This is a genomic window from Winogradskyella sp. 266wxhm (genome assembly GCF_058964685.1).
The window spans coordinates 3,472,697-3,496,767 of the sequence record NZ_CM179559.1 but is presented as its reverse complement, the minus strand read 5'-3'; the positions used below and the strand labels follow the sequence as shown (position 1 = coordinate 3,496,767).

The window sequence follows — 24,071 nt, the reverse complement described above, 5'->3', positions numbered from 1 at the left end:
TTTAAGGTATGGTTTTTGCCTTGTAGATAATATGTTTTTACTATTTTTAATGCAGAAAGGAGTTTACTATGGATGATAATTTTTCCCCAAGAGTTAAGGATGTTATAGCATTTAGCAAAGAAGAAGCTTTACGCTTAGGCCATGATTTTATAGGTACAGAGCATTTAATGCTTGGCTTATTAAGAGATGGCAACGGAAAAGCTATAGATATATTAAGCGCATTAGACGTTGATTTAAATCACTTAAGACGCAAAGTAGAGATTTTAAGTCCGGCTAATCCTAATATTATATCAACATCTAACGAAAAGAAAAACTTGCACTTAACAAGGCAAGCTGAACGTGCTTTAAAAACAACATTTTTAGAAGCTAAGTTGTTTCAAAGCACCTCAATAAATACAGCACATTTATTATTGTGTATATTAAGAAATGAAAATGACCCAACTACTAAGTTATTAAACAAACTTAAAGTTGATTATGATAATGTAAAAGACGAATTTAAATCTATGATTACAAGTGAAGACGATTATCTAGACGAGCCTAAAGCCGAATCATATTCTGATGATGAAATGAATGAAGAAGAGGATGCAAAGCAAAATCCTTTTGGAGGTAGCCAGTCTGGTAAAACAAATAAAAAGTCTAAAACACCTGTTTTAGATAACTTTGGTAGAGATCTAACAGTACTTGCCGAAGAAGGCAAATTAGACCCTGTAGTAGGTCGAGAAAAAGAAATACAACGTGTTTCTCAGATATTAAGTAGACGTAAAAAGAATAACCCTCTTCTAATAGGAGAACCTGGTGTTGGTAAATCTGCTATTGCTGAAGGCTTAGCACTACGTATTGTAAAACGAAAGGTGTCAAGAACACTTTTTAACAAACGTGTGGTTACCTTAGATTTAGCAAGCTTAGTTGCTGGCACAAAATACAGAGGTCAGTTTGAAGAGCGCATGAAAGCCGTAATGAACGAGCTTGAAAAGAATGATGACATTATTCTATTTATAGATGAAATCCATACCATTGTTGGTGCTGGTGGAGCTACAGGAAGTTTAGATGCTTCTAACATGTTTAAACCTGCATTAGCAAGAGGCGAAATTCAATGTATTGGAGCAACAACATTAGATGAGTACAGACAATATATTGAAAAAGATGGTGCTTTAGAGCGTCGTTTCCAAAAGGTTATTGTTGAACCTACTTCTGTTGAGGAAACGATAGAGATATTGAATAACATAAAAGCTAAATACGAAGAACACCACAACGTTGATTATACCGACGAAGCTATTGAAGCGTGTGTGAAGTTAACTAACCGTTACATGACAGAACGTTTCTTACCAGACAAAGCTATCGATGCTTTAGATGAAGCTGGATCTCGCGTGCATATCACAAATATTGATGTTCCTAAGCAAATCATAGAATTAGAGAAACAACTTGAAGAGGTTAAGGAAACTAAGAACAGTGTTGTTAAAAAACAAAAGTATGAGGAAGCAGCAAAACTTAGAGATGATGAAAAACGTCTTGAAAAAGAATTAGCTACAGCGCAAGAAAAATGGGAAGAAGAAACCAAACAACATAGAGAAATTGTTACAGAAGATAATGTTGCTGACGTTATTTCTATGATGACAGGTATTCCTGTAAACAAAATAGCGCAAACAGAACTCAACAAATTAGCAAAATTACCAGAACTTATTAAAGGTAGAGTTATAGGACAAGATAATGCTGTCGCAAAGGTTGTAAAGGCTATTCAACGTAATAGAGCTGGTCTTAAAGATCCTAACAAGCCTATTGGTTCGTTTATCTTTTTGGGACAAACAGGTGTTGGTAAAACACAATTAGCTAAGGTCTTAGCTAACGAGTTGTTTGACAGTACAGATGCACTTGTACGTATAGACATGAGTGAGTATATGGAAAAATTCGCTGTATCTAGACTTATTGGTGCGCCTCCAGGATATGTAGGTTATGAAGAAGGTGGACAACTTACTGAAAAGATTAGACGTAAGCCTTATGCCGTAGTACTTTTAGATGAGATTGAAAAAGCTCATCCAGATGTATTCAACATGTTGTTGCAAGTACTAGATGACGGTTATTTAACTGATAGTCTTGGAAGAAAAATCGATTTTAGAAATACTATAATCATTATGACGTCTAATATTGGTGCTCGTAAACTTAAAGATTTTGGTACAGGTGTAGGCTTTGGAACTTCTGCAAAAGAATCTCAAGAAACTGAATATGCCAAAGGTGTTATAGAAAATGCTCTTAAAAAAGCATTCGCGCCAGAGTTCTTAAACAGAATTGATGATGTTATTGTATTCAATGCTTTAGAAAAAGAAGATATCAATAAAATCATTGATATCGAGTTAGTGAAGCTTATTAAGCGTATCAAAGATTTGGGTTACGAACTAGAGCTTACAGATAAAGCAAAAGACTATATTGCTGAGAAAGGTTTTGATAAGCAGTATGGCGCTAGACCTCTAAATAGAGCTATTCAGAAATATGTTGAAGATGCTTTAGCAGAGGAAATCATAAATTCAAAAATCCACGAAGGAGATACCATCTCTATGGATTTAGATGAAAAAAATGATGCTTTAAAAATCAAAATAAAAACTTCAGGAAAAGCTACTGAGTCTTAGGCTTTTGATAAATTTATTGAAAAAACTCCTCAAAATTGAGGAGTTTTTTTTTACCTTAATGGTCTAAGAAACAATCAAAAAATTGGAAGAAACAATAATAAGATTAAAATTTTGCACGCTTACTTTCTTTGATAATTATGTTATTGCAGTTATCAATGAAGGGGAGCATGTAGACCATAAACTTAACGAAATCCTTATTGAAAACATTGAGCTTCATTTTAAAAAGCCATATGTTTATATAACTAATAGAATCAACTCCTACTCTGTAGACCCAAACATATATCATAGAGCTTCTGAAGTTCAAAACTTAGCTGGTTTTGCTGTCGTTTCCAAAGAGTATAAAACAAAAATCAATGCTCAGATTGAGAAAATGTTTTTCGGAAAACCCTTCGAAATATTTACAACATTAGAAGATGCTATCGAGTGGAAAGATCAATTATTCGAAAAAAACTAATTTGAACTATTTCAATCCATAGTGATTTAAAAACAGCTCCTCTACTTCTATTTCTACATCCTTCAAAAATTGAATAGAGTTTTCAATATCATAATGTAAAACTTTATCCTCTTTAATGAATGGTACAACACTTCTATAGTGTTCTAGAAAAGATTCTAATAAAGGTGAAGTTTTTGCTGGTCTTCTAAATTCTAATGCCTGAGAGGCGTTCATTAATTCTATCGCTATAACACGTTCTACGTTCTTAATTAAAGTATAAGCCTGAGTTGCCGCATTTGCTCCCATACTCACATGATCTTCTTGCCCATTACTAGACACAATACTGTCTATACTCGCTGGAGTCGCCATTTGCTTATTAGCACTTACAATACTTGCTGCTGTATATTGAGGTATCATAAATCCAGAATTTAAACCTGGATTATCCACCAAAAAGGCTGGTAATCCTCGTAAACCAGAAACCAATTGAAAGATGCGCCGTTCAGAAATATTACCTATTTCCGCCATGGCGATTTTTAAATAATCTAAAGCTAAGGCTAAAGGTTGTCCATGGAAATTTCCACCCGAAATAATCAGATCTTCTTCTGAAAAAATATTTGGATTATCGGTAACTGAGTTTATTTCCGTTAATATGACTTTTTCAACAAAATCTAAAGTGTCCTTCGTAGCTCCATGAACTTGCGGAATACAACGAAAAGAATAAGGATCTTGAACATGCTCTTTGTGTCGCTCTATAAGTTCACTTCCTTTAAGAAGTTCATTAAAACGTCTTGCTACTTTTCGCTGTCCTGGATGAGGTCTTACAGCATGTACCAAATCGTGAAAAGGATCCAACCTTCCATCAAAAGCATCCAAAGAAATACTTGCTATAATATCTGCTAGATAAGAAGTTTTATGAGACATTAAAAGCAAATAAACACCATAAGCGCTCATAAACTGTGTTCCGTTAAGCAAAGCCAAACCTTCTTTAGCTTCTAGCTTTATAGGTTCCCAATTGAATTTTTCTAAAAGCTCTGACGCCTCAAACTCTTTACCTTCATGCACCACTTTTCCTTCACCCAATAATGGTAAAGCCAAATGGGCTAATGGAGCCAAATCACCCGAAGCACCCAGTGAACCTTGAGTATATACAAATGGAAAAATATCATGATTAAAAAACTCTATAAGTCGGTTTACAGTTTGAAGTTGCACACCACTATGGCCATAACTTAATGACTGTATTTTTAGCAGTAGCATCACTTTTACAACAGATTCCGGTACACGTTCACCTGTTCCACAAGCATGAGACATCACTAAATTTTCCTGAAGCTTAGTTAAATCCTCATCCGAAATTTTCACATTATATAATGAACCAAAACCTGTGTTAATACCATACATTGGATTTTTATTATCCGCTAGCTTAGCATCTAGATAAGCTTTACAGTTTGTAATTTTTGTTATGGCATCCTCTGATAATTTTAGTTTTTTATCTTCATGAAAAATATTATAAATCGTAACGATATCTAACGGTTCAGAAGAAATTATATGGTATTGACTCATTATATATAGATTTGTTGTTGCCCAAAATTGCGAATTATTATGGAGTTGACAATATTTTGTTAATAATTCATTAAAGCTTTAAATTTCCTATTAAATTTTTATTTTTGAAGATGAACAAAAAACTATTTATGAAACGATTACTAACGCTTTGCATTGCTGGAACTTTACTAGCATGTAAAGGTGAACCTAAAGACTACGCTACCCTTTCTGGGAAAATTGAAAATATTAAGGAGAATAAAACTTTAAAAGTCTTTAATAGACAAAGTAAATATGAGAAAACCATTACTATAAATGATGATGGCACTTTTAAAGATACCTTAAAAGTTGAAGAAGGAGATTATACTTTTCAAGTAGGTAATCAATACGGTCAAATATACTTAAAGAATGATAATGAGTCGTCTTTCACTGCTGAATATGATTCTCTAGTAAAGACTATTGAATTCAAAGGTGATGATTCTGACACTAATAACTTTTCTGTTCAGTCGTTTTTAATTGCTAACGATTATTTCACTAGAGACCTTATGACAAGTGGAACTAAGGAAGATTTAGATTCTGCTATAAAGAATTATCAAGATGCTTACAGTGATTTAAAAAATAAATATAGTGATGTCGATTCAACACATGTTGCTATTATAGATCAAAACGTAAAAAGAACAGAAGGCCAAGTACAAAGCTATATGTCTAGAAGGTTAGCTACTAAAGCTGCGCTTCCGAAAGGGGCTAAATCGCCTGATTTTGTTAACTACGAAAATCATGCAGGTGGAAATATGTCTCTGTCAGATTTTAAAGGAAAATATGTATACATTGATGTTTGGGCAACTTGGTGTGGACCTTGTATAAGAGAAATTCCTTCACTTAAAAAAGTTGAAGAGCAATATCATGACAAAAACATTGCATTTGTAAGTATTTCTGTAGATAACGGTAGAGGTTATAAAAATGATCCTGAAGCAGCTCATGAAGGCTGGAAAAAAATGGTTGTAGACAAAGATTTAGGTGGTATTCAACTTTATGCGGATAATGGCTTTCAATCTCAATTTGTTCAAGATTATAAAATCAATGGTATACCAAGATTTATTTTAATAGATCCGGATGGAAATATCGTGAGCTCTGATGCACCAAGACCATCAAGTCCTGCATTAGTTAAGTTATTTGATGAATTAGGAATTTAAGATTTCGAAACACATAGAAATAAAAAAGCCTTCATTTGAAGGCTTTTTTATTGTCTTTATTTACTTATTTCCCTCATCTTGGGATTGTTCACTTGGTTGCTCAGGCTTTTTAAATAAGTCTATATAAGCTTCACCAATAGTTTCGATAATATGACTTGCTATTAGACTTTGATACCCATAATCTTCTAAAGAAATATCTGCAGATTTCCCATGAAGATAAACACCAAAGATAGTAGCAGTCAAGGCCTCGTAACCTTGCGATATTAAACCTGTAATAATTCCAGTGAGCACATCACCGCTTCCAGCAGTCGCCATTCCTGGGTTTCCTGTTGTGTTGATATATAATTTATCTTGAAAAACAGTAATTGAATTAGCACCTTTTATTAAAACGATAAGATTATATTGCTTAGAAAAAGCTTTTACTTTATTCAACTTGTCAAAATCGTCTGACCATTCTCCTATTAATCGTTCCAATTCCTTAGGATGCGGTGTCAATACTGTCATCTCTGGTAATAAACTCAATAAATCTTTATTTTTAGATAATAAATTTATGCCATCAGCATCTATTACTAAAGGTGTTTTGTTTGTCTTTAGGAAAGCTTCAAAAGCAGTTGCAGTAGTTTTCGTTGTACCTAATCCAACGCCAATTCCTATAACGGTAGGTGTAATATCAAATTCTATTTTTGAGATGTTTTCTTCCTCAGCATCCGTTATCACCATAACTTCTGGAATTGAAGCTTGAATACTATGGTAACCACATTTTGGAATGTAAGCTGTTACCAAACCTGATCCAGACGATAAAGCTGCCCTACTCGCTAAGTTTACAGCACCTATCTTTCCATAACTACCACCTAAAATTAGAGCATGTCCAAAATCTCCTTTATGCGCAAATTTGTCTCTTGGCTTATATAGTGGTAATACTTCAAACTTTGAAATTAATTCTGCTTCTGTTTCTGTTTTAGCTAAATATTCTCTGTCAATCCCAATATCTAAAACTTCCCACTGAATTGTATATTTTGCAGTCTCTGGTAAAAAGAAAACCAATTTTGGTGATTGAAAACTCAAAGTAAAACCTGCATACACAACAGCACCCTCATTTTCAACAGGTTTATCAGTATAAAGTCCAGAAGGAATATCTATGGCTAACGTAAACGCTTTAGAAGCTTTAAATTTTTGAAAAATTCCTTGTACCCAATCTGCAGGAGGTCTGTTTAAACCAATACCAAATACAGCATCAACAATAATATCATCTGGATGAATTTCAGGAAAATCGTTATCACTTGTAAGCATTACTGGCCATTCCTTTGTAACCTCTTTGATACGGTCGTAATTTATGAGAAAATCCTTTGAGCGCTTATCACTATAATTTACAATGTATGTAAACACATTATAACCATGCTGAATTAAGTGTCTGGCTAAAACCAAGCCATCTCCACCATTATTACCAATACCACAGAACACATGAACCGGAACTTGAGCTCCCTGCATACGCATATGAATCCAATTAAAAATTTGCGTTCCTGCACGTTCCATCAAGTCGGTCGAGGATATATTTTGACGCTCTGTGGTGAGTTTATCACCTTCGTAAATTTGTTCTTTTGAAAATAATTTCATTTAACTCTTAAAATTTTTGTAAATGGCTATTTCTGTTTAATTTTCAATAAAATAAATAGCTCTATTTTACTAATTCCCTAAAAAGGAATGAATTGTTTTTTTATTGTTGTAAAAATAATACATTTGAATAGTAATGAAGAAAAAAATCAACATATCAGAAAATACAATGTGCATTATGTGTGCTGCTATTTCTATGTCTATTTTTTCTACGATGATTACCCCTTGGGGTAATTTATAATATATTCTTCCGTTCCCATTTGTCTGCATTGACATTTTATCCTAAGTTAATTTACATATTCAAAAAACATGAAAGTTCTCAAATTTGGTGGAACATCTGTAGGTTCAGCCGAAAATATAAATAAAGTTATTTCAATTTTAGATCAACAATCTAAAGACTCAAACATTGCCGTGGTAGTTTCTGCTGTTGGTGTTGTAACAGATAAATTATTAGAAGCTGCAAATTTAGCCTGTAGCAGTAATAAAGATTACATTGAGAAATACAATAAAATCTGGTCTATTCACAATAAGGTTATTGAAGGTCTTTTTTTAAATACTTCTAAAGAATTAAAAGAAGCGCAAGAGGAATTACAAGAACTCATCACTGAAAAACTTAATAACCTTAGAAACCTTTTAGATGGTGTTTATCTTATCAATGAGTTATCTCCAAAAACTAAAGACAAACTTCTGAGCTTTGGTGAATCTTTATCTTCCTCTATAATATTTCACACACTGAAATCTAGAAATTCTGATGTTTTCTTAAAAAATTCTCAAGAATTAATTATTACAGATAATAATTTCAACAATGCTACGGTAAATTTTGAAATTACCAATTCAAACATCAAATCGTTTTTCAGTCACAATACCAACTCCATTGTTTTATTACCAGGTTTTATTTCAAAATCTATAACCGATGAGATTACGACTTTAGGTCGTGGTGGCTCAGATTACACGGCAGCAATAGTTGCCGCTGCTATCAATGCGAAAGAATTACAAATATGGACCGATGTTAGTGGTATGTTTACCACCAATCCAAAAATTGTAAAACAAGCTGCGCCTATTGTTGAACTTTCTTATCAGGAAGCTGTAGAATTATCTCATTTTGGGGCGAAAGTTTTATATCCACCAACTGTAATGCCTGTACTTAAAAGGAAAATTCCAATAGTTATAAAAAACACTATGGATCCTGATGCTTCTGGAACAACAATTACAGAAGACATCAAAGCCAATGGCTCACCTGTAAAAGGTATTAGTAATATAGACAACATTGCCTTACTTACGTTGCAAGGCAATGGAATGGTCGGTGTTCCAGGCTTTAGCAAACGACTATTCGAAACCTTAGCTCAGGAGAAAATAAACATTATTCTTATCACGCAATCGTCTTCAGAACATTCTATTTGTTTTGGTATTTCAGATGTTGATGCCAAACGCGCTAAAGAAGTTATTGATACTGTTTTTGAATATGAAATTGCACTTCAAAAATTAGATCCTATAGTTGTAGAAACTGATTTATCTATTATCGCGGTTATAGGTGACAAAATGAAGAGTCACCAAGGTATTAGTGGAAAAATGTTCAGTACACTTGGTAAAAATAATGTGAATATTAGAGCTATAGCGCAAGGTGCTTCTGAACGAAATATATCTGCAGTTATTCATAAAAATGATGTAAAAAAAGCACTGAACAGCTTACACGAACAGTTCTTTGAAATTAAAACCAAACAAGTTAATTTATTTATTACTGGTGTAGGAAATGTTGGAGAACGCCTTATCGAACAGATAAAACAGCAAAAATCCTACGTTAAAGAAAACCTTAAAATAAACCTTAGAATTATAGGGCTTTCTAACTCTAGAACTATGCTTATCAATGATGATGGTATTAACTTAAAAAACTGGAAAGAGGATTTAGCAAAAGGAGAAGAAGCTAGTTTGTATACCTTTTTTCAATATGCCAAACGACTCAATCTTAGGAATTCTGTTTTTGTAGATATCACAGCAAATGAAGATGTAGCAAAGGTTTATGGTGGCTATTTAAGAGAAAGTATTTCTGTTGTAGCTTGTAACAAAATTGCTTGTTCTGGTGATATTGCCTATTACAATGAGTTGAAAGAATTGTCAAGAAAATATAACTCATCATTCTTATTTGAAACCAATGTTGGTGCAGGTTTACCAGTTATTGATACTTTAAATCATTTAGTTGCCTCTGGTGACAAAATCAATACCATACAGGCGGTGCTTTCTGGTAGTTTGAATTTTATCTTCAATAATTTCAATGACAAAACAACCTTCTATGATGTTGTAAAACAAGCACAAGAAGAAGGCTACACAGAACCAGATCCAAGAATAGATTTAAGTGGTATTGATGTTGCAAGAAAAGTTCTGATTCTTGCTAGGGAAAGTGGCCATTCTATTGAATTATCTGATTTAGAAAGTGATAATTTCCTAACAGAAAATGCTATGAAAGCTAAGACTGTAGATGATTTTTTCAATACGTTGAAGGATGACGAAGCCTACTACCAAAACTTATATAAATCAGCAAATGATAAAAATTGTCAGCTAAAATTTGTTGCCGAATTTGATAATGGCAAAGCTAAAGTTGGCTTAAAGGAAATTCCTGAAGGTCATCCATTTTATAACCTTAAAGGAAAGGACAATATTGTAATGTTTTACACACAACGTTATCCGGAACAACCAATGATTATTAAAGGAGCTGGTGCTGGTGCTGATGTTACAGCTTCTGGTTTATTTGCAGATATCATTAGAGTTGCCAATAATTAAAGGTCAGAATAGAAAATGAACAACGAAATTAAAATTTTCTCACCTGCAACTGTAGCCAATGTAGCCTGTGGATTTGATGTACTAGGGTTTTGTCTCGATACTATTGGTGACGAAATGGTCATTAGAAAAACAGATGAAAAAGGTATTAAAATCACAAAAATTGAGGGTTACGATTTACCCTTTGAAGCCGAAAAGAACGTCGCTGGAGTATCTGCTTTAGCCATGTATAACGACCTACAACCAGACTGCGGATTTGAAATTGAAATTTATAAAAACATAAAACCAGGAAGTGGTATTGGTAGTAGTTCGGCTAGTGCAGCTGGAAGTGTTTTCGGAATGAATGAACTTCTCGGGCAACCTTTAGATAAAGCTAAACTTACCTATTATGCTATGAAAGGGGAAGCTTTAGCAAGCCAGTGTGAACATGCAGATAATTTGGCTCCAGCTATCTTTGGTGGTTTTACTTTAGTAAAAAGCGTAAATCCCATTCAAATTTTAGAGCTCCCTACTCCATCAGATTTATATGCAACGCTAATTCATCCGCAAATCGAAATAAAAACCTCTGAGGCGAGAGCCATTCTACCAAAAGAAGTGCCGTTAGCAAATGCTATAACGCAATGGGCTAATGTTGGTAGTTTGGTACATGCGCTTCACACTTCTGATTATGAACTAATCAAAAATGCACTAAATGATGTGGTTATAGAACCTTATAGAAAACAACTTATTCCTCATTTTGACGCTGTAAAGAATTCCGTTTTAGAGGCTGGAGCTTTGGGTTGTGCTATTTCTGGCTCTGGACCATCTATTTTCGCTTTGAGTAAAAATGAAGCCACAGCTAAAACTGTCGAAAATGCTATGAAAGCTATTTACTCTAAAACAGCTATAAAATTCGAAACCTATGTTTCAAAAATCAATACTCAAGGCATAAAAACGCTAAGTAAATGAACTACTATTCTTTAAATAAAAAAGCCCCTAACACAACATTTGCAGACGCTGTTGTGAGAAGTCTTGCTCCTGATAAAGGTTTATATTTTCCTGAGTCTATAATACCTTTAGAGTCTTCATTTTTTGAGACTATTGAAAGTAAATCCAATACTGAGATTGCTTTTGAAGCTATTAAACAATTTATCCTTCCAGAAATTCCTGAAGAAGAATTAAAACAAATTATAGAAGAAACGCTGAGTTTTGATTTTCCTGTAGTAGAAATTAATGAAAACATATCTACATTAGAGCTTTTTCATGGACCAACCATGGCGTTTAAAGACGTTGGTGCCCGTTTTATGGCAAGGTGTTTAGGTTATTTTAATACATCTAACACTAATGATGTAACCGTTTTGGTGGCAACTTCTGGAGATACTGGTGGAGCTGTAGCTAATGGTTTTTTAAAAGTAAAAGGCGTTAATGTTGTTATTCTTTATCCAAGTGGAAAAGTAAGCGATATTCAAGAGAAGCAATTAACTACTCTAGGCAAAAATATAACGGCTTTAGAAGTAAATGGTGTTTTTGATGATTGCCAAGACATGGTAAAACGTGCTTTCTTAGATGAAGAATTGACAAGTAAAATGCAGTTAACATCAGCAAACTCTATTAACGTAGCACGCTGGTTACCGCAATTATTCTATTATATGTTTGCTTATAAGCAGTTAAAATCAAAATATAAAGACATTGCTTTTTCAGTACCAAGTGGCAATTTTGGGAATGTTTGCGCTGGTATGGTTGCTCAGAAATTAGGACTTCCAGTAAAACATTTTATAGCTTCTAACAACGCTAACGATACAGTTGTTAATTACATGAACACCCAATCATATACACCTAAAGCTTCGGTACAAACCATAAGTAATGCCATGGATGTGGGTAATCCAAGCAATTTTATTAGAATTCAAGAGTTACATCATAATGATTTTGAACGTTTAAAATCCAATTTATCGTCATATAGTTACACCGACGATGAGACCAAAGAAGCATTGCTAGAGCTTTACAATGAGTACAGTTACGTTGCAGACCCTCATGGAGCTGTTGGTTATTTAGGGGCAAAGGATTATTTAAAAAACAATAAAGCACATGTGGTGTTTTTGGAAACGGCTCATCCTACCAAATTTTTAGACATCGTTGAGGATACTATTAGAGAAAACATTGATTTACCACCTCAAATTGAAGCTGTTATGGACAAGAAAAAGAAGGCTATATCTATTAGTGATTATGAAGAATTAAAAAACTTTTTGCTTTCTTAATTTTTCAAATTTTGTAAGTTAGCATCACTTATTATTTCTATACATTCAAGCTTATTTTGAAATCATTTATCAGGAATCTCGCTCTCTTAATCCTTACATTGCTTTTAAGCTTAAACCTTGCTGCACAAAAAAAAGAACAAGATACATTAGCTACACAAAAAAAGCAGATACAGTTTAAACCTAAATCGTTAATAATACCAACCGTATTAATCGGTTATGGAGTAATCGGACTTGAAAGTCATACCTTAAAAAACATAAATAATAGTACAAGTAGTGAATTAAGAGAGCACATAGACAATCAATTTACAATTGATGATATTTCACAATACACACCATTTTTAACGGTTTATGGCCTCAATGCTTTCGGAATAAAAGGCAAAAATAATTTTAAAGACAGAACTATAATTCTTGGAACAGCATATTTAATTATGGGTTCTACAGTAAATATTTTAAAATCAACTGGTAATGTAGAAAGACCAGATGGTTCATCTACCAATTCTTTTCCTTCAGGTCATACAGCAACAGCATTTATGGGAGCAGAATTTCTTTATCAAGAATATAGAGATGTTTCTGTTTGGTATGGCATTTCTGGATATTTAATAGCCACAGGAACAGGTTTTTTCAGAATGTATAATGATCGTCATTGGTTAACTGATGTAGCTGCTGGTGCTGGTATAGGTATTTTGAGCACTAAAATTGCTTATTGGTTACACCCCATTTTGAAAAAGACTATCTTTAATGAGAAAGAAAAACTCAACGGTGTAGTTATGCCTTATTACAATGGCGAAAATTTTGGCTTAGGTATGTCTATGACGTTTTAAAATTGTTATAAATATATCAAAATTTTGATCCATTAATTAGTAAAATAAATGTCTAAGAGTATTCAAGATTACTATAACGAACTTTCCCAAAGTGATAAGACTATTTGTGATTTGTTAGCGCTTTCTATCAATAATGTTCTTAAAAATGCTGAATCTAAAATATGGCATGCGCATCCTGTTTGGTTTTTAGATGGCAATCCTATTGTTGGTTATAGCAAACAAAAAGCAGGAATTAGACTCATGTTTTGGAGTGGATCTGATTTTGGAGCCGATGATTTAAATGTCAGAGGAGAAAAGTTTAAGGATGCTTCTATCTTTTACAATTCAGTTAATGAGATTGATGAGAATAAACTAAAACATTGGTTAGAACAATCCATTATCATACAATGGGATTACAAAAACATCGTTAAGCGAAAAGGAAAACTGGAAAGACTAAAATAAATGCCTAAAGTTGAATATCGCATATATGTAGTTGAACTTTCAAAACGTGTGTTTACAGAAAATGGAAAGTTTAGAGCAGCCAACCCTCAGTTTAATGGTGTTTTAGAATGTTTGTATGTAGGCATGACCAGTAAAACTCCCAAAGAACGATTTTTACAACACAAAACAGGTCGCAGAAACAAAAAAGGCTATAAAATTTCTTCTAACATTGTAGAAAAATATGGTTCATATTTACGCCCAAGTCTTTACAATCATATTTTACCTATATCATCTAGAGCCGAAGCCCTAAAAGCTGAAGAAAAACTCGCATTAGAATTGAGAAGACAGCGTTATGCTGTTTGGTATAATTAAGACACTAAAAACTTATTCAAGGTTTTCTCATAAATGGCTTCATACATTGGTACTATGTTATGAAGATCAAACTTATTAGACTGCTCTTTAGCATTCGCTTTAAAGGCTTCTAAAACATTCAAATCTGAAAGAATCTTTATAGCATTGGCACTCATTTCTTCAACATCGCTAACATCGCTAGTATAACCTGAAAAACCATCTATATTAACTTCTGGTAAACCACCAGTATTTGTAGATATTACAGGAACACCACTTGCCATAGCCTCTAAAGCTGCTAAACCAAAACTTTCGGTTTGAGATGGTAATAAAAACAAATCACTAAAACACAGAATACGATCAATCTCGTTACTATTTCCTAAGAAAATGACCTTATCCTCAATCCCCAATTCTTCAACTAGGTTTTCTGCAGCTTCCCTTTCTGGTCCTTCACCAACCATCATCAGTTTAGCTGGCACTTCCTTCTGAATGTTATTAAAGATTTTTATAACATCTGGAATTTGTTTTACCTTTCTAAAGTTACTAATGTGCGTCACAATACGCTCATGGTCGCTTGCCATCATACCTCTTTGGCAATCTGTAAAATTATTTCTGTGCTTTTCTAAATCAATAAAATTTGGCACAACGTAAATATCTTTTTTAATATTGAAAAGACGATTGGTATCGTATTTCAAACTCTCTGAAACCGAAGTTACTGCATCTGATTTATTGATACTAAATGTTACCGCTGGTTTATAAAAAGGGTGACTACCCACAAGAGTAATATCCGTTCCGTGAAGTGTTGTAACTATAGGCACAAGAATACCTTCATCTTTCAACATTTGCTGCGCCATATAAGCGGCATAAGCATGGGGAATAGCATAATGTACATGTAAAAGTTGAATGCCATGAAGCTTCACCATATCTACTAATTTACTAGACAAAGCAAGCTCATAGGGTTGATAGTGAAATAAAGGATACTCTGGAACGTGAACCTCATGAAAATGAACATTGTTACTCAACAACTCTAATCTTACTGGCTGTTTATAGGTTATAAAATGAATCTCATGACCTCGTTTTGATAACTCTAAGCCTAATTCCGTAGCTACTACTCCACTACCACCAAATGTTGGGTAACAAACAATTCCTATTTTCATTATAAAATATAAGTGTCTTACTTTTTTGAGATTTTAAAGTTACTGCTTCTACTAAGCTCACTTCAAAATTTTAAGTACTTTTTAACGTATGACAAGAGTAGTCTGTAGAAATTTAGAATCCTTACAGTTTAAAAGTTTATTCTATTATAGCTTCGTATATCAATCGTTGTATTTCAGTTCTGATATTTTCGCGTAACAAAAGATTTTTTCCTGCTTGAGGATAAGTTCTATTTGCTAAAAAGACGTAGACTATTTCTTCTTCAGGATCTGCCCAAGCATAGGTTCCTGTAAATCCAGAATGTCCAAAACTTGTCATAGAAATGCAACCACAAGTTGGGCCTTCTTCACCTAATTGTGGCTTATCAAAACCTATACCTCTTCTGTTATCACTTTCACAGAAGTAACAAGTGTTAAATTTGTCTATGGTTTCACTTTTAAAATAACGTTTGCCACCATAAAACCCTCTTTGTAAATACATCTGCATAATCTTGGCAACATCATTGGCATTGCTAAAAATACCTGCATGTCCACCAATTCCACCTTGCATAGCCGCTCCCATATCATGAACATAACCGTGAACTTTTTTGTAACGATAATAGTCATCCTCTTCTGTTGGAACAATATCTTTTAAACTGAATTTCTTTCTTGGATTGTAGGTTGTGTTGTTGGCACCCAATGATCTGTAAAACCTATCTTGAGTAATTTCTTGCAACGATTTATCATAAAAACCCTCTAAATAACTTTTAAGAATGTAATACGGTAAATCACTATAACGGTAACGTAATGACGGTAGCAAATCTGTATCACGAATTATTTTTTGGATAGAATCTACATAATCATTTCTCATAAAAAGTGTGTTAGTTACTTCTACACTAAACTCTTTTGATTTTTTAGACCTATAATATTTAGGATCAGGTTTTTTTGTAACCGAATCTAAAGTTGCATAATAAAACGGTATCCATGGTTTTAACTGCGCATAATGCGACAACATTTTTTTTAGAGTAACATTTCGTTTGTTAGAATTCTTATACTCAGGTATTAAGTCACCCAACTTAGAATCTAAAGAAATAGATCCTTGTTGCTCTAATTCCATTACCACAGGTAATGTTGCTAATATTTTAGTTAAGGATGCTACGTCATAGAGATCATCAAAATCAACTTTATTCTTTTTTTCATAAGTATGATAACCAAAATTTTTATTGTAAATGACTTTACCCTTTCTGGCAACCAACAATTGAATACCTGGTGTCATTTTATTATCGATGGCATAGTTGGAAATAGAATCTAACTTTTTAAGTAATTCGGAATCCATACCAACACGCTCAGGCAGTCCGTAACTTAAATTCAAAATTGAATTAAATGTTTCACCTGTACCTACAGGAAAAAATTGACCAGCACTTACAGGTAAATGTCCTTTTGAACCAACGGCTCCAAAAATGATTTGAGCCGATTTTTCTTGAGATATTTTACTATTCTGATAGCTAACAACAATACTTTCTATATTTTCTATAGTCAATAAATCATTTAAAGCATAAGGTCTTGCAAAAACATCTAAAACAACTGTATTAGTTCGTGCAATCTCGTACAACCAAGCCATTTCTTTTTGTGAAAATTCATAAGACTTCCAAGGATTGACATTAGACTTATGAAAGCCTACAACTACAGTATTATAGTTTTGTAATTTTTCGATTAAATCATCTAATTTCTCAGCCTTTATTTCGTGAACTTTAGTGTACTTTTTTAATTCTTCTAAAAACACAGATCCGTCATCGTCACCAAGTGTAACATAGGCAATCTTCTTGGTTTCTAAATCCCTTAGCGGAAGTAATGTTTCATTGTTTTTAACTACAGTAATGGCATTTTCCATTAGGTTTTCGTAAAGCAAATCATCTTTTAAACGATTTAAATCGCTTTCTAAATTATAAATTCCAACAGGTGAATAATCATTTAAGCCTACCTTATATTTTGCCATTAAAATTTTCTTCACTGAATGTGACAAACGTTCTTCTGTAATGACACCGTTGTTGTATGCTTCTATAAATTTAGCAACTCCTTTTTCAGGATCTTCAGACATGAGCATCACATCGTTTCCTGCCAAAAAGGCCATTAAATCTATCTCACCACCTTCAGACAAGGTCTTTTTACTTAAGCCATCAACATCTTTTGCCACATAATCTGCAGCTCCTTTCATTGTGAGCGCATCAGTAAAAATCAAACCATTAAATTGTAATCTGTTTTTTAAAATATCAGTGACGATATGCTTAGAAAGTGACGATGGAAAATCTCTGCGCGACTCTAAACTTGGTACACTAAGATGTGCTACCATTACACTAGACAAGCCTTGTTTTATAAGTTCTCTGTATGGATAAAGTTCTACAGAATCAATTCTACTTTCACTAAAAGATACAGATGGTAATGTTTTATGAGAATCTTGTTCTGTATCTCCATGACCTGGAAAATGCTTAGCATTGGCAAGTACACCAGCACTTTGCATACCTTTCATAAACGCTAAAGCTTTAGCTGTAACATTGTCTCTATCTTCACCAAAAGAGCGATTTCCAATAATTGGGTTTTTAGGATTGGTGTTAATATCCACAACTGGTGCAAAATTAAAATGCACACCTAATCGCTTACAGTGCTCACCAATAAAACGCCCTGTTTCTTCCACAAGACTGTCGTTGGAAATTGCGCCTAAAGTCATATTCCATGGAAAAGCATAGGTAGAATCTAAGCGCATACTTAAACCCCATTCTGCATCCATACCTATTAAAAGTGGGATTTTTGAAGCTGCTTGCAATTCGTTATTCAATTTAGCCTGTCTTACAGGTCCACCATTAGAGTAAATTAAACCACCAATATGTTGATTTTGTATAAGTTTTGCTATTTCAGCTTCATGTGCTTTGTCTTTATTAGAAAACACTTGAACCATGAACAACTGACCTATTTTCTCTTCAATGGTCATTGAACCATATAGGCTATCTACCCATTTTTTCTGTTGAATTGGATCTTCAGAAAGCAAAGGGTTATTGATAATTTCTTGAGAGAAATTAAATTGAAAAAATGAACATATAAGAATGAGGGCAAAATATCGCATGTATAATCTTTTATCGTTTATAGGTCAACGAATATTATGCCAAAATAGCATATTTAATAGAAAATAGAAAAGCTTTAAGACAGATTTATATAGAAGCTAAAACTAGTCTTTTATGAATTTAAACCCTATACCAAAGTAATTAGCGGACAAGCCTGTATTTCTCTTGTAATTATTGTATTGAAAATCTATACTCTTCAAACCAAACTTCCAAACATGTGCTTTTGTAAATATGTCTGTGTAATTGATTCCAAAACCAAATTGGTTGGCGTTAAATTTAGATAAGTCATAGTCAGAAGTGTAATAATCTTCCGTTGACAAGTGTGAATCAAATGGTGCAAAATAGTCTGCTGCTGTTTGATTATAAAATCGATATGAAGGATACAATGTAAATTTCTCTGAAATTTTGATAGGAACTTCAATATTAAATGTGTTGGATTTTATTCCCCAATCATCAAAATAGTATCTGTAATATGTTCTAATGACAAACATTTCATTCAAGTAATAATTGAAGCGAAAACCAAATGGTAACTTTAATCTACTATCAGGAAGTCTTTCTATATCGTCAGCCAACATGAATACATCTTTATTAGACGCAGACATATAATTAGGAATACTTGCTGCATTTCCTACATAATAGTTGTCAATGTCAGAGAAATAAACTCTTTGTAAAGGGTTAGCTAGCCAACCTTGTTGCTGTACTACATCTAAAAAGATTGAGAATTGTGAATTCTTGCTTAAAATTTGTGAGAAACTAAACGATACGGAATAAGAATTTCTGGATTTATTATCTATTGATTCGAAACCATTAAGAGGACTCCAATTTGTTGATGTGTTACCAGATTCATCCATAATAGTTATACCTTGAAAAAATCCTTGATTGAGATTTCCGTTTGTATCTCTATACGATCTTAATTCTATTGGGTAAACAGGGTTCCAGGTATCTAAATATACATTAGCACTTAAGCCCAAAGTGGTATTTTTGTCATTATATAATTTTGTTAAACCTCCACCAAAACCAATTGAACTATAGTCATACTCATTAGCAAAGGAAGCGTCAGCATTCCAAATAGTATTTCTATCATCTGAACTATGCGAATAATCTATATTAATATTAGACCAAACATCTGAACCTGAAGCTCCGGAAGAAGCTACCCAAGGACTTCCTATTTTATTACCAGAATTATTTCCATTAGATAAATCAAAAGGATTAGTATTGCTAGAAGACGCAGAGGTATACGCAGAAAAACCAGCATCTACAGTTAACACATCATCTGCATTCAAAGGTATGCTTACTACTATGGTTCCTGTTAAATCCGTTAGTTCTTCAGTCCCTACACCTCCAGTAACCGAGGCATTATTACCATCTTGAGAATAATACGTACTTAGAAAATCTACCTCAGTAGTTTCTAACACTTTCTTTTTATAGACTTTAGTAGAATCTTGTTGCGCATTGGTAATTGCCACAACAAAAAACAATAGTATTAAAGAGAGCTTTTTCACCTGTAATAACTTATTAATTACAACCACATCCACCACCAGACTTTCCTCCATTAGCTCCTGAGGCTCCTTCTCTATAAACTTGATAGCTTGTAGAAAAACGCTTCAATTTTTTTTGAGCTAAAGTCATATCAGGATCATTTAAATTAACTTTTTCATATTCCTTTACAACATTACAAGATGTAAAGAAAAAAGCTATTAACAGTAATACAACAATTTTTTTCATGATTAATTTGTTGATTTTAATTCTATATTATTTGAAGTAATAATTTTATTATCCTTATCTACAATGACACATTCAACTCCCTTAAGTTGATTTATAAAATCTAGGCCTGTTTCTACTCCCATTACAAAAACTGATGTTGCTAAAGCATCAGCTAATTCAGCAGTTGCAGTAAAAATGGTTACACTTAAAATGCCATATGCTGGATAGCCTGTTCTAGGATCTATAATATGTGTATAAAGTTTATCACCAAACTTGATGTACTTTTCATAATTTCCTGAGGTGACTACTGCACTATTTTTTACAGGCATCCAAGAAAACACTTTTTCTTTATTTAGAGGATTTACAATGGCAACCATCCAATCCTTACCATCTGGCTGTGTTCCCCAAGTATTTAAATCTCCAGAAGCATTTATAATTCCCGCAACAACACCTTCGCTCATTAATAAAGCTTTAGCCTTATCAGCTGCATAACCTTTTCCTATAGCTCCAAAGCCAATCTTCATACCTTTTTGTTTTAGATATACAGAATAGTTAGAAGCATCTAACACAATATTTTTATAACCTACTTTTTCAACAGACTTTTTAATACTTTCCTCTGAAGGCATTTCAGTCATAGAGCTATCGAACTTCCATATTTTATCCATAGAAGCATAACTGATATCAAAAGCTCCTTCTGTTAATTTAGAAATTTTTAAAGCTCGTTCTATTAATTGAAATAATTCTTTATCAACCTCTACCGCTTCAATGCCTGCAGCGCTATTAATTTTTGAAGTTTGAGATTTAGCATCCCAAGAGGAAATTAAACTTTCTATTCTTTTAATTTCACCAATAGCTTTATCAATATAATTATTCCCTTGAATTGAATCACTAGCTACAACTGTTATATCAAAACGACTTCCCATTAGCTTCAATGTTCTATTATATACATTTTGACTATAGCCAACTGCACTAACAAAACACATTAATAATAGAAACTTACTTTTCAAAAGCTAAAAGTTTATTGAAGTATTCTTTTGGTGTGGATTTTTCGTATCCTAAACTCCCTAATTGATTTCCTTGAGCATCTAAAACTACCACATAAGGAAAGTAACCGTTGTTATTATACTTTTCGGCCAATTTGTTGTTATGTTGCTGTTGTTCTTCTGACAACTTGTTGTTTTTTCTTCTAGGAAAATCAGCTTGAAGCATTACAAATTTATCTTTTGCCAATTTTTGAAACTCTTCAGTACTCCAGATTTCCTTGTCTAGCTTAATACAAGGAGCGCACCAGTCGGAACCTTGAAAGACTAAAACAATAGTTTTGTGTTGTTCTGAAGCTATTTTTTTTGCAGTATCGAAATCTGTTTGCCATTCTTGCGAAAAGCTTTGTAGCGAAAACATCATTGCCAACACGACGAAAGAGAATAGATTTTTCATTTACAGAATGATTAATACCTGTAAATAACGTAATTTTTTATAAATAATTATGTGATATATGTTACACTTTTCAACTTTTAAAAAAACTAAAAACTCTTATATTTTTTAACGTTAGACTTTTCATCTATTAAAGATAAGAATTCAGATATTGGTAAGTCCTCAACTCGCTTTTTTGAAAACAAAGTCTTAGCTAATGAAAAATAATTCAATCCAGCTAATTGAGTGAAGTGGTATTTTTTTAATATGTTTTTTGAGTCTGTTTTAAAAATATAAAATAGTCTATTATTAATTTCAAATGATTTAAAACCAATTATTGAACTGTATTTATATTTTTTATTATTAAAAAACACTCCTTCTTCATCGAACTCAACTTTTTTCAAAGAACTATATAAAGCAGCCACAAAAAAGCCGATAATCCAAGCTATATAACTCCAAAATTTACCAATACTAAAATATGATGTAATTAGAAAAACGACAACCAAAATAAACCAAGACAAGAAGTATTTCTTAAAACCAATGCTTGCAGATACTTTTCTACGTTTATTCATCATGTTGATTTTAAGATTTTAATCAACCAAATCAATATGCCTATCATGGTAACCTAATAAATATAGAACACCATCTAAACCTATACTAGAAATAGAGCTTTGTGCATTGTCCTTAACTTTTGGTTTAGCATGAAAAGCAATACCTAATCCAGCTAAATTCAACATTTGAAGATCATTTGCTCCATCACCAACGGCTATGGTTTGTCTGATATCAATAGCCAAATCATCAGCTAATTTTTGCAAGTATTCTGCTTTTTTCGCACCATCAACAATTTCACCAATGTAACCACCTGTAAGTTTTCCATCAACAATTTCTAATTGATTCGCAAAGACGTAATCAATATCTAATTTCTTTTGAAGATAGTGTCCGAAATAGGTAAATCCACCAGATAGAATTGCGGTTTTATAGCCATAATAATGCAAGGTATCTATTAGACGTTGTGCGCCTTTAGTTATTGGAAGATTTTCTGCAATGTCTTGTAGTACATCCTCACTCAAACCTTCTAAAAGTTTCATACGTTTTCTAAAACTTTCATTAAAATCTATTTCACCTTGCATAGCAGACTCTGTAATGGCCTTAACTTCTTCTCCCACTCCTGCTCTATCTGCTAATTCATCAATAACTTCAGTTTGTATAAGTGTAGAATCCATATCGAAACAAACCAATCTTCTATTGCGTCTAAACATGGAATCTTCCTGAAAAGCAATATCGACATCTAAAGTTTTAGAGACTTCCAAGAATCTTGACGTAAACGCTTCTTTATCGTCAATTTTTCCTCTTATGGATAGTTGAATAGATGCTCTAGGATATTCATCTTCCTTCACCAAAGATGTTCTTCCTGTAAGGCGCTTTATGGAGTCAATGTTTAGATTTTTATCTGAAATGATTTTTGTAACCTCAGAAATTTGTTCGGCCGTGAGCTTTTCTCCTAAAATCGTTACAATATATCGATCCTTTCCTTGAAGATTTACCCATTTTTCATAGTCTTCACCAGAAATTGGAGTAAACTTAGCCGTAATGCCCAATTCATAAGATTTAAATAGTAAATCCTTGAGTACAGCTGCAGATTTTTTCCCTGAACTAATCTCAAACAGCATTCCCAAAGATAGGGTATCGTGAATGTTAGCTTGACCAATGTCTAGGATTTTAGCACCATATTCTGCTAAAACACTTGTTAATCCTGAAGTTAAACCTGGTTTATCTTGTCCTGAAATGTTTAATAAGAAAATATCTGTAGCCACAATTAATTGATGGATTATAAGACGATTAAGTTGTTGTAAAAATGACTATTCTATCTGAGAAAAGAAAATAATTAGGCTTGCGAATATTATAATTATTTACTTTAAACACTAAGAATTTTACAAATCAGTGTTTCAAAAAATTATTTAATGAATCGACTATGCCAACTTTCACTTGCAGGTACTTCCCAATTTTCTTTGAATTCCGCAATGTTGGTTACTAAATTATTAAAAACTATGGTGTTTTTAGAAACTGCTTTTTGTTGCGCCATCTTTTTAAAGTCTAATAACGGCTTGTAGGCAACAAACTCCCCTTGTTTAAAAGATACGTTCATTTTATCCATGAGGTCAACATTATACTGTTTCTCTAGTTCTTGAATAAAATGCACTGAAGCATCTATAGAACAGCCTGTTGCTTTGTTCAAATCTTGATTTAAAGCTATTATTATAAAACGCTTGTATACAATTTTATAACCTGCTTCTAAATCTTTACCATGTGCTGTCCAAGCTTCTATAAAAGTATCGAGTTGTTTGTTTAATTCTATAAGTTCTTCCTCAGAAAAAGAACGATTGGCTTGGTAAATCCAAACGCGAGATTCGTCTGGTAATGTATCAAAATCTACTAACATTAGTCTTCTTTTTTCTTTGTGTATTTATATCTAAAGGCTAATGACATAAAAAAACCATAACTAATGGCATAAAATATAAACTGCTTTACAGAAAATGGTTTATGATTAAAAAAGTCGAATAAAGCCATAATCACTGCAAAAAACACCCCAAAAAGAATACCGTTTCTAATTAAAATATTTAAAGGCAATTTTTCTCTTTCCATAGGATTTACAAGGCTTTTGTTACTGTAAGCTCTATAAAACTTTAGCTACAAATACATAATATTTATATACCCCAAA

21 protein-coding genes are annotated in these 24,071 nt (G+C 32.9%); 9 read left to right on the top strand and 12 right to left on the bottom strand.

The genetic code is table 11. The features are described from left to right. The first annotated feature begins 68 nt into the window (after nt 1-68). Complete coding sequence (locus AC2H4K_RS15745; RefSeq protein WP_493742600.1) at nt 69-2,621, top strand: ATP-dependent Clp protease ATP-binding subunit; 2,553 nt, start codon at nt 69-71, stop codon at nt 2,619-2,621. Between the two features lie 82 nt (nt 2,622-2,703). Then, nucleotides 2,704-3,075, top strand: coding sequence for a hypothetical protein (locus tag AC2H4K_RS15740; protein WP_281139580.1), 372 nt, complete (start codon nt 2,704-2,706; stop codon nt 3,073-3,075). Nucleotides 3,076-3,081: 6 nt separating this feature from the next. Here the strand turns inward: AC2H4K_RS15740 and hutH are convergent, their stop codons facing one another. Beyond that, nucleotides 3,082-4,611 (bottom strand): histidine ammonia-lyase, encoded by a 1,530-nt coding sequence (gene hutH, locus AC2H4K_RS15735; RefSeq protein ID WP_281139581.1) that lies wholly within the window; start codon nt 4,609-4,611, stop codon nt 3,082-3,084. Nucleotides 4,612-4,739: 128 nt separating this feature from the next. Here hutH and AC2H4K_RS15730 point away from each other — a divergent pair, with 128 nt between their 5' ends. Then, nucleotides 4,740-5,780, top strand: coding sequence for a TlpA family protein disulfide reductase (locus tag AC2H4K_RS15730; protein WP_281139582.1), 1,041 nt, complete (start codon nt 4,740-4,742; stop codon nt 5,778-5,780). A gap of 60 nt (nt 5,781-5,840) precedes the next feature. Here the strand turns inward: AC2H4K_RS15730 and AC2H4K_RS15725 are convergent, their stop codons facing one another. Then, nucleotides 5,841-7,394 carry an NAD(P)H-hydrate dehydratase gene (locus tag AC2H4K_RS15725; RefSeq protein WP_281139583.1) on the bottom strand — a complete coding sequence of 518 codons (1,554 nt, stop codon included), beginning with the start codon at nt 7,392-7,394 and terminating at the stop codon, nt 5,841-5,843. Nucleotides 7,395-7,700: 306 nt separating this feature from the next. Between AC2H4K_RS15725 and thrA the strand changes: the two genes are divergently transcribed. The 6 genes from thrA to AC2H4K_RS15695 all read left to right on the top strand — a co-directional run bounded on the left by thrA (nt 7,701) and on the right by AC2H4K_RS15695 (nt 14,010). Further along, nucleotides 7,701-10,166, top strand: a complete 2,466-nt coding sequence (gene thrA / locus AC2H4K_RS15720) for a bifunctional aspartate kinase/homoserine dehydrogenase I (RefSeq protein WP_281139584.1) — start codon at nt 7,701-7,703, stop codon at nt 10,164-10,166. A gap of 15 nt (nt 10,167-10,181) precedes the next feature. Beyond that, the gene (locus AC2H4K_RS15715; RefSeq protein WP_281139585.1) at nt 10,182-11,111 is read left to right on the top strand and encodes a homoserine kinase; all 930 of its coding nucleotides are present in this window, start codon (nt 10,182-10,184) and stop codon (nt 11,109-11,111) included. Beyond that, complete coding sequence (thrC, locus tag AC2H4K_RS15710; RefSeq protein ID WP_281139586.1) at nt 11,108-12,397, top strand: threonine synthase; 1,290 nt, start codon at nt 11,108-11,110, stop codon at nt 12,395-12,397. The genes AC2H4K_RS15715 and thrC overlap by 4 nt, the downstream gene beginning before the upstream one ends. Before the next feature lie 98 nt (nt 12,398-12,495). Next, entirely contained in the window at nt 12,496-13,218 is a 723-nt protein-coding gene (locus AC2H4K_RS15705) for a phosphatase PAP2 family protein (protein ID WP_281139587.1), read from the top strand. 48 nt (nt 13,219-13,266) lie between these two features. Continuing rightward, nucleotides 13,267-13,659, top strand: a complete 393-nt coding sequence (locus AC2H4K_RS15700; protein WP_281139588.1) for a DUF1801 domain-containing protein — start codon at nt 13,267-13,269, stop codon at nt 13,657-13,659. Beyond that, complete coding sequence (locus tag AC2H4K_RS15695; protein ID WP_281139589.1) at nt 13,660-14,010, top strand: ribose-5-phosphate isomerase; 351 nt, start codon at nt 13,660-13,662, stop codon at nt 14,008-14,010. Here AC2H4K_RS15695 and bshA read toward each other — a convergent pair. The 10 genes from bshA to AC2H4K_RS15645 all read right to left on the bottom strand — a co-directional run bounded on the left by bshA (nt 14,007) and on the right by AC2H4K_RS15645 (nt 23,995). Beyond that, nucleotides 14,007-15,143 (bottom strand): N-acetyl-alpha-D-glucosaminyl L-malate synthase BshA, encoded by a 1,137-nt coding sequence (gene bshA, locus AC2H4K_RS15690; protein ID WP_281139590.1) that lies wholly within the window; start codon nt 15,141-15,143, stop codon nt 14,007-14,009. The genes AC2H4K_RS15695 and bshA overlap by 4 nt on opposite strands. A 136-nt stretch (nt 15,144-15,279) precedes the next feature. Beyond that, nucleotides 15,280-18,237, bottom strand: a complete 2,958-nt coding sequence (locus tag AC2H4K_RS15685; protein WP_281139591.1) for a serine hydrolase domain-containing protein — start codon at nt 18,235-18,237, stop codon at nt 15,280-15,282. 102 nt (nt 18,238-18,339) lie between these two features. Then, the gene (locus AC2H4K_RS15680) at nt 18,340-19,788 is read right to left on the bottom strand and encodes a DUF3570 domain-containing protein (protein ID WP_281139592.1); all 1,449 of its coding nucleotides are present in this window, start codon (nt 19,786-19,788) and stop codon (nt 18,340-18,342) included. Then, nucleotides 19,751-19,960, bottom strand: coding sequence for a DUF4266 domain-containing protein (locus AC2H4K_RS15675; RefSeq protein ID WP_281139593.1), 210 nt, complete (start codon nt 19,958-19,960; stop codon nt 19,751-19,753). The genes AC2H4K_RS15680 and AC2H4K_RS15675 overlap by 38 nt, the downstream gene beginning before the upstream one ends. 2 nt (nt 19,961-19,962) lie before the next feature. After that, nucleotides 19,963-20,922 carry an FAD:protein FMN transferase gene (locus AC2H4K_RS15670; RefSeq protein ID WP_281139856.1) on the bottom strand — a complete coding sequence of 320 codons (960 nt, stop codon included), beginning with the start codon at nt 20,920-20,922 and terminating at the stop codon, nt 19,963-19,965. A 13-nt stretch (nt 20,923-20,935) separates the two neighbouring features. Further along, nucleotides 20,936-21,376 carry a thioredoxin family protein gene (locus tag AC2H4K_RS15665; protein ID WP_281139594.1) on the bottom strand — a complete coding sequence of 147 codons (441 nt, stop codon included), beginning with the start codon at nt 21,374-21,376 and terminating at the stop codon, nt 20,936-20,938. A gap of 86 nt (nt 21,377-21,462) precedes the next feature. Next, a complete protein-coding gene (locus AC2H4K_RS15660) occupies nt 21,463-21,924 on the bottom strand; it encodes a hypothetical protein (protein WP_281139595.1) in 462 nt (153 codons plus the stop codon). Between the two features lie 18 nt (nt 21,925-21,942). Continuing rightward, nucleotides 21,943-23,166, bottom strand: coding sequence for a phosphoserine phosphatase SerB (gene serB / locus AC2H4K_RS15655; RefSeq protein ID WP_281139596.1), 1,224 nt, complete (start codon nt 23,164-23,166; stop codon nt 21,943-21,945). 140 nt (nt 23,167-23,306) lie between these two features. Continuing rightward, the gene (locus AC2H4K_RS15650) at nt 23,307-23,792 is read right to left on the bottom strand and encodes an ABC transporter ATPase (RefSeq protein WP_281139597.1); all 486 of its coding nucleotides are present in this window, start codon (nt 23,790-23,792) and stop codon (nt 23,307-23,309) included. Continuing rightward, complete coding sequence (locus AC2H4K_RS15645; protein WP_281139598.1) at nt 23,792-23,995, bottom strand: hypothetical protein; 204 nt, start codon at nt 23,993-23,995, stop codon at nt 23,792-23,794. The genes AC2H4K_RS15650 and AC2H4K_RS15645 overlap by 1 nt, the downstream gene beginning before the upstream one ends. Between the last annotated feature and the right edge of the window lie 76 nt (nt 23,996-24,071).